Source organism: Streptomyces sp. sk2.1 (assembly GCF_008120935.1).
Taxonomy (GTDB): domain Bacteria; phylum Actinomycetota; class Actinomycetes; order Streptomycetales; family Streptomycetaceae; genus Streptomyces.
This window is the reverse complement of record NZ_RDBO01000068.1, coordinates 19,436-27,101: the sequence shown is the minus strand read 5'-3', so window position 1 is coordinate 27,101 and position 7,666 is coordinate 19,436. Positions and strand designations below refer to the sequence as shown.

The following is a 7,666-nucleotide window of genomic DNA, read 5'->3' as shown; positions in this document are numbered from 1 at the left end:
CCCCCGCACCACCTGACGACCCGGAAACGACCCGAGAGGAACCCGATGAATCTGCTGCTGCTCTCCAACTCCACCCAGTACGGACGCGGTTACCTGGAACACGCCCTCGACACCGTCACCGCGTTCCTGCCCGAAGGCGCCCGGCTGGCCTTCGTCCCCTACGCGCTCGCCGACCACGACACGTACACCGCGCGCGTCCGCGGCGCCCTCGAACCGGCCGGGATCACCGTCCGCGGCGTCCACGAGAACCCCGACCCGATCGCCGAACTCGCCGCTTCCGACGCCGTGTTCATCGGCGGCGGCAACTCCTTCCGGCTGCTGAGCGCCCTGTACCGGACCGGTCTGCGGGAGGCCGTGGCCGAGGCGGTGCGGGACGGGCTGCCGTACATGGGGGCCAGCGCCGGTACGAACATGGCGGCGCCCACCCTGCGCACCACCAACGACATGCCCATCGTGCAGCCGCCGTCCTTCGAGACGCTCGGCCTCGTCCCGTTCCAGATCAACCCGCACTACCTGGACCCGGACCCGGCCAGCACCCACAAGGGCGAGACCCGTGAGGAGCGGCTCACCGAGTTCCTGGAGGAGAACGACGTGCCGGTGCTCGGGCTGCGCGAGGGCTCGTGGCTGCGGGTCGAGGGGGAGCTGGCCCGGGTGCAGGGCGCCCGTCCCGCCCGGCTGTTCACCCGCGGCGCACCGCCGCGGGAGCTCGCGGCCGGGACGGACGTCTCTCATCTGCTCACGACGACACCGCGGTTCGACGCCCCGGCGCGTTGACGCCCAGCACCAGATCGGTGTCGACCGGCAGGCCGTCACCCGGGTACGTCGCCGGGCAGGCGCGCGGCGCGTACCCGGTGGCCGAACCGGCCAGCACGAAGTTCCCGCCGGCCGGGGCGGGCAGGACGTAGCGGCCGTGCTCGTCCGCCACGGCGAGCCCGGCCTGCCGGCCCCGGTGGTCGATCAGCGTGACGTTGGCACGGGCCACCGGCACCCCGTCCGTGCCCACCACCCGGCCGCGGAAACCGCCCGAACCGGCCACGGTGCGGGACGCGGTGGGGGCGGGGGCCGGCTCCTCGACGTCGTCCTCGCTGCTCGCCAGCAGCGCCGGGCGCATCGCCTCGCGCCGCGCGGGCAGGAACGAGGCCAGCACCAGCCCGATCACCACCGCGCCCATCGCGATCAGGAACGAGATGCGGAACCCCTCCATCGAGGGCAGCGGTCCGTCGGCCGTCGGCAGCGCGGTGTCGGCCAGCACCATGCCGATCACGGCGCTCGACACCGAGGTGCCGATCGAGCGCATCAGGGTGTTCAGACCGTTGGCCGCGCCCGTCTCGGACGGGTCGACGGCACCGATGATCAGCGCGGGCAGCGAGGAGTACGCGAGTCCGATGCCGGCCCCGATCGTCACCGCGATCAGCACGGTCTGCCAGGCGGCGCCCATCAGGCCGAGCCCCGCGCCGTAGCCGACCGCGATGACCAGCAGGCCGAGCATCAGCGACACCTTGGGGCCCCGGCGGGCCGACAGTCGGGCGTACAGCGGGGCGACGAACATCATCGTCAGGCCGAGCGGCGCCACGCACAGTCCGGCGACCACCATCGAATGACCCAGGCCGTACCCCGTCGACGTGGGCAGCTGGAGCAGCTGCGGCAGGATCAGCGAGACGGCGTAGAAGGCGACCCCGACCATGACCGAGGCGAGGTTGGTGAGCAGCACCTCGCGCCGGGCGGAGGTCCGCAGGTCGACCAGCGGGGTGGGGCTGCGCAGTTCGAACAGGCCCCACAGGAGGAGGACCACCAGGGCGGCGGCGAACAGCCCGAGCGTGGCGCCCGAGGTCCAGCCCCAGTCGCCGCCCTTGGTGATGGGCAGCAGCAGGCAGACCAGGCCGAGCGACAGCCCGAGCGCGCCGACCAGGTCGAACCGGCCGGGGGCGCGCAGCGTGGGCTCCGGCACCATCAGGGCGGTGAGCGCCATCGACAGCACGCCGAGCGCGGCCGAGCCGAAGAACAGGGTGTGCCAGTCGAAGTGCTGGGCGACCAGCGCGGCGGCGGGCAGCGCGAGCCCGCCGCCCACCCCGATCGAGGAACTCATCAGCGCCATCGCCGAGCCGAGCTTCTCGCGCGGCAGCTCGTCGCGCATGATGCCGATGCCCAGCGGGATGGCGCCCATCGCGAAGCCCTGGAGGGCGCGTCCCGCGATCATGACGACGAGGTCGTCGGTGAAGGCGCATATGAGGGAGCCGACCACCATCACGGCGAGGCTGGCGAGCAGCATCCGGCGCTTGCCGTGGAGGTCGCCGAGGCGGCCCATGATCGGGGTGGCGACGGCCCCCGCGAGCAGTGTCGAGGTCAGCACCCAGGTGGCGTCGGACGGGTCGGTGCGCAGCAGGGCGGGCAGGTCCTTGATGACGGGGACGAGCAGGGTCTGCATCACCGCGACGGTGATACCCGCGAAGGCGAGTACGGGGACGACGCCGCCCGCCCGGGGTGCGGACGGTTCGGCGGGTTCCCCGGCGTGCTGTTCGTTCGACGTCTGTGGCATGCGTGCGGCCTCCGGGCGGCATGGTCGAGTGCGGTGAAGGGTCCGGCGGAGCGTGCGGGCCCGGCGAGGTGTGCGGGTTCGACGGAGTGCGCGGGCCCGACGGCGGGCGATGCCGCCCGCCAAGTGCGTGCAGAGTGAAACCTTCCGGTCGTCCAAGGTATTCCGGGAAACGCGGAACGAACGGGGCGCGATGGCGCACCGGCCCCGGGCGGAGGGGCACTTGACCCGGGCGGGGCGCGCACGGTGCGAGGCGCGCGGCGGTCGCGGGGCGGTGACGCGCGGGCGTGTGCGGCGGTTCCGGTGGCGCGATGCGCGGGCGCGTGCGGCGGTTTCGGTGTGGTGGTGTGCGCGGTGGTCCCGGTGGTCCCGGTGGTCCCGGTGGCTCCGGTGGCGCGATGCGCGGGACGTCATCGGCGCACTGGCCGGGGTGGGCGGACCGGCCGCCGCACTGCTCGCCGCGGAGGCGGTGGGATCGGCGGCGAGCGCGCTGGAACGTACCGTCGAACACGTGAAGGCGCGCGAACAGTTCGGCCGGCCGATCGGCTCGTTCGGGCGGGGTCGGGTCAGGCGGCCGGGCCGAAGAGCCCGGTGCTTTCGTGGAACCGCGGCGTGGTGGCCGGAACGCCGGAGCGTTCGGCGAGCCGGGAGATCCGCACGGTGCTCACAGCACCGACGGTAAACCCTCGCCCCGGCTCGAAGGTCAAGGGCGGTGCGCACCCGCTACGAACTCGCCGACGAACGCCTCGGCCGCGCGCCGGACGACCTGCGCGCCGTCGTGCTCGCCGTGCTCGCCGTGCTCGCCGCCGGGACCGACCGCACCCGTCCGCACACCGACTCGATTCATTCGAACATCCTTGCATGACGGCAAATTCGGTTGCGGCGGGACGTGCGGGCCCAGTGGGGTGCTCGCATGGACGGTGACACGGAGCAGGCCCGACGGTCCGGAGCAGGGCGAGACCGCGGGGGCGCGCCCCGACCGGCTCCCTGGCACAGGTTCGCGGTGCTCGCGGCGCTGATGCTCGCCGCGTTCACCTTCAACACCGCGGAGAATCTCCCGGTCGGTCTCCTGGAGCTCATCGCCGAAAGCCTGGAGGTGTCCACGTCGGCGGTCGGTCTCCTGGTCACCGGGTACGGCGTGACGGTGGCCGTCGCGTCCCTGCCGCTCGCCCACGCCATGCGGGCCGTGCCCAGGCGCCATGTGCTCGCGGGGGTGCTGGCCGCGCTGGTGGTGTCCAGTCTCGTCGCGGCGCTGGCCACCTCCTACTGGCTGCTCCTCGCGGCACGGCTGCTGACCGCACTCGCCCAGGCGTTGTTCTGGGCCGTGATGGGGCCGGTCGCGGTGGGGCTGTTCCTGCCCTCGGTCCGCGGACGTGTGGTCGGGGCGCTGTCGGTCGCCGGTTCGCTCGCCCTCGTGCTCGGTGTTCCCGTCGGCACCTGGCTGGGCCAGCAGAGCCGCTGGGAAGTGCCCGTCGGCATACCGGCGGCCCTGGGGCTCGTCTCCCTCGTGACGGTCGCCGCTCTGCTGCCGACCTCGCGCCCGGAGGAGGAGTCCGCCGCCTACGCGACGAGTCCCGACGCCCGCCGGTTCGGGATCGTGCTGGCGGCGGGAACCCTGTCCGCCGCCGGGGCGTTCGCGGGGTTCACCTACATCGTGAAGTTCCTGGGCGATGTGAGCGGGTTCTCCCCGAGCGCGATCAGCGCCCTGCTCATGGTCTTCGGCGTCGCGTGTCTGATCGGGGTGGGCATCACCGGGACGGTGCTGGACCGCTTCCCGCGGGCCGCGCTGACCACCGCCGTGGCCACGCAGGTGGTGGGCATGCTCGGCCTGTACGCCGCCGGCTCCCGTCCGGTGGCGGCGGTGGTGTTCCTGGCTCTGATGGGCGGTGCGCTCGGGCCGGTGTTCATGGCCACCCAGAACGAGATGCTGCGTTGCGCACCGGGCCGCACCGACATCGCGCTCGCGGCGAACTCCGGCGCCTACAACGCCGGCATCGCGGCGGGCGCCGCGCTCGGGGGGCTGGTCCTGCCGCTCGCCGACGTACGCGGCACCTTCCTCGTCGGCGGGCTGCTGGCGACCGGGGCCTGCGCGGTGCTGCTGCTGGGCGGGCGACTCCTGCCGGGGCCCGGCCGCCGGAGCCGGGCTTCGGCCCGAGGGCTTTCCCGTATCAGATCTTGAGGTGGTGAGCGGTCATGGCGGTTGTGAGCCGACTCCGTGGTCATCGGCCGATGACCACGGGACCAGATCTTCTCGGTCCGAGCATCGCGTGCCCTTCGGTGTCGGCTTCGGGCTCCGCCCGGCGGGCGGCCTCGATGTGGCGCGGGGCGGACTTCATCTCGGCTGCCTCGGGCACGTCGTACGGAAACGGCCAGCAGTCCGGCACGAACGTGTCGCCGTCCTCGTGGCAGAGGTGGCATCAGGCGCACCACCCGGTCCGCCGACCGTGGGCGACGGCGCGGCCCCCGTCGAGCACCTCGTCCTGCGGCCCTTCCACCCGGTACCGGCGGCGGAGGTCCGTCGCTCCGCATCGGGGACAGGGTGCCGAGAGGTCGGGGGCGGCCGGTTCCGCGTCGAAGAGATGCGAGCCTCCTTGCCGGGCCCGAGCCAGAGCCAGAGCCAGAGCCAGAGCCCCCGCACGATACCGCGAGCGCCGTCTCCGCCGGCCCCGATACGTCCGCCGGGACCCGCCGAACCGCGCAGTCGAAGGGCGTGTCCGGCAGGGGCGCGAACACGGCCTTGCCACCAGCTCACTTCCGGTCGAATATCCGGAAACCGGCAGCGTCTGATGTCACGTCACCTCCACACTGTTCCCCTGACGATCGAAGTCCTGCCGCCTCCGGCGCCTGTTCCGGCCCCGGGGTCCACGACCGGCCGGACGCCCGGATGCCACGCCCGCGGGCGGCGGCCCGGCCCACAGTCCGCAGCCCACATACGGGGGAACGAACATGACGGAGCACGAAGACGCACCCGGGCCCCCGGCGGGCCGTCCGACGCAGGATTCTCCCCATGGCACGCCACCGGGCGTTTTCGGGCCACCGCCCCCGGCCCCGCCGGTCGTACCGCCCCAGCACTCCCCGTACGCCACGCCACCCGGCGCTTTCGGACCGCCCCCGCAGGGCCCGTACCCGCCGCAGGACCCGTACTCCTCGCAGGGGCCGTACGCCCCGCAGGGTCCGCCGCCCGTACCGCCGCCGAACTTCCCCCACGGTCCCGTGCCCGGCCACCCATACGGTTTTCAGCCCCCGGCGCCGCCGGACGGGCCGGGTGGGCAAGGGCCGCTCGCCCAACGGCGCGGGCGCTTCCTGCTGTTCGGCGGCATCGGTGCGCTGGTCGTGGCGCTGCTGGCCGGGCTGCTGTTCTGGAACGGCGTCCTCGGCCCGGAGAAAGCGGAGGCCGCACAGGACCTGAAGCCGTTCCGGCAGGCCGTGGCCGCGCTGGCCGGCTCCCCCGGCCTGCGGTACCAGGACTCCTCCACCGGCCCGACGAAGCGGGACGTCACGGTCACCGCCTCCGGCAGCCGCTTCGGCTCCACGGGGTCGGACGACACCGAACTCGCCCGCGAGATCCTGGACATCGGCGGCAGGACCTTCACCCGGCAGAAGGACCCGGCCTCCGGAACGGGGTCGGACGCGCGGGCCTCCGGCACGTGGACGGCCGCGCGGGAGAGCGACGACGAGGCACGTGAGCTCGTGGAACGCAGGCCGTCCCCGGCCCTGTTGGCGATCCAGCTCTCCAAGTCCCTGGACAGGTTGGAGAACACGCCCGCCCCCGACGAACCCACCGAACCTCCCACGGTGAACGGCGCGCCCGCGCTCGTGGCGGACACCTCGATGGGCCGTCTGCTCGTCACCGACAAGAAACCCCATCGGGTGCTGCGCCTGGAACCCTACGGTTCCTCCCCCTCGTCCGGGTCCTCCGGCGACCGGGCCCGGGCGGTCTCGGCCCGATCGGCGACCACCGTGGTCCGGCCCCAGGCGCGGGCCCAGGTCCAGCCCCAGGTCCAGGAGTCCTCCGGGGACGAGAACCCCTCGGAAACCCCCGAGGTGACGGAAGGTCCGCTCGACGGCAGCGATTCCGAGGGGCTGGACCTGGCGCCGGTCACCGGGGATGCCGTCGACCCGATGTTCGACACCCTGGAGAAGCAGGCCAGGGAACTGAACGGCGCCACCGACAGCGGCATTTCCCTGTCCCTCAGTGGTTCGGGAACGGTGAAGTGCGGTTCGGGCGGGTGCACGGCCAGGAACAGCTTCGCCGGGCAGATCACCACCGACGCCAAAAGCCGCCTCCTGGGCGGCAAGGTCACCGCGGTGATGACCGCCTCCTTCAGCATCGACGGCAGTTCCGCGGGCCGGTGCACCAGCCCGCAGCGCTCCTTCTCGGTCACCGGCACCGGCGTCTCCGGGAGCCTGTCCTGCTCCGCCCCGGGCGCCGGTCCCACCTTCGCCTCGATCGAGGCGCGGAAGAAGGCCGAGGCACGGGCCCGTTCCCGGGCCAGCGGCGGCCGTCCGGTCCAGTACCGCATCCCCTACCGCGCCGACACCCTGATCACCGCCCGCGCCCTGGCGACGACCGAGGTCAAGAAGCTGGTCGACAAGGTGCGGCAGGAACGCGACGGGGCCGACTGCCCCGTGTCCCGCAGCGCCTCGGGGGTGACCCACCGCCTCCCCGGCGTTCCCGGTGCCTCCGGCGTTCCCCGGCAGTCGGTCCGGGGCGGGGTCCTGAAAGCCTGGTACAGCGCGGTGTTCCCCCGTCGCGACCGCCCGGCCCGGCTCACGGCGCGGCCCGTCGGTGACGAGGACTGCGTGAACTGGTCCTCCAGGAGCGTGAAGACCTTCGGGCACACCTTCAAGACCCATGGCGCGGGCGCGAAGAACACGAAGGCGCTGACCGACCGCGCCCGCAGCACCGGCAACCAGCAGGGCCAGTGGCTGGACAACGAGGCCGCCGCGCAGTTCCTGCGCAGTGTCCACGTACCCGGTTCCGGTCCCCGTACGGTGCGCATCCCGGACGGGCTCGGGCAGGTGATCATGCCGGACGGAACCATCTCCCCCGCCCGGGCGGCGACCCTCGTCCCGAGTCCGGGCGGCTTCTACCGCACGGCGTACCCGGTCGTCGACCTGGAGTAGGAGACT

The 7,666-nt window shown here is 73.3% G+C and carries 5 protein-coding genes and 1 pseudogene; 5 read left to right on the top strand and 1 reads right to left on the bottom strand.

All coding sequences use genetic code 11. The features are described 5' to 3' along the window. Positions 1 to 45: 45 nt before the first annotated feature. Complete coding sequence (gene pepE / locus EAO76_RS24245; RefSeq protein ID WP_148838068.1) at positions 46 to 774, top strand: dipeptidase PepE; 729 nt, start codon at positions 46 to 48, stop codon at positions 772 to 774. Here the strand turns inward: pepE and EAO76_RS24240 are convergent. Then, the gene (locus EAO76_RS24240; RefSeq protein WP_148838059.1) at positions 737 to 2,536 is read right to left on the bottom strand and encodes an MFS transporter; all 1,800 of its coding nucleotides are present in this window, start codon (positions 2,534 to 2,536) and stop codon (positions 737 to 739) included. The two genes, pepE and EAO76_RS24240, sit on opposite strands and share 38 nt — an antisense overlap. A gap of 109 nt (positions 2,537 to 2,645) precedes the next feature. Between EAO76_RS24240 and EAO76_RS47710 the strand changes: the two are divergent. The 4 genes and pseudogenes from EAO76_RS47710 to EAO76_RS24225 form a co-directional block, all read left to right on the top strand. Continuing rightward, positions 2,646 to 3,038: pseudogene (locus tag EAO76_RS47710) on the top strand (hypothetical protein); the annotation flags it as partial. Positions 3,039 to 3,245: 207 nt separating this feature from the next. Beyond that, positions 3,246 to 3,398, top strand: a complete 153-nt coding sequence (locus EAO76_RS44785) for a hypothetical protein (RefSeq protein WP_187438776.1) — start codon at positions 3,246 to 3,248, stop codon at positions 3,396 to 3,398. A 153-nt stretch (positions 3,399 to 3,551) separates the two neighbouring features. Next, positions 3,552 to 4,712 (top strand): MFS transporter, encoded by a 1,161-nt coding sequence (locus tag EAO76_RS24230; RefSeq protein ID WP_187438775.1) that lies wholly within the window; start codon positions 3,552 to 3,554, stop codon positions 4,710 to 4,712. Positions 4,713 to 5,746: 1,034 nt separating this feature from the next. Further along, a complete protein-coding gene (locus tag EAO76_RS24225) occupies positions 5,747 to 7,660 on the top strand; it encodes a hypothetical protein (RefSeq protein ID WP_148838058.1) in 1,914 nt (637 codons plus the stop codon). The last annotated feature ends 6 nt before the right edge of the window (positions 7,661 to 7,666 follow it).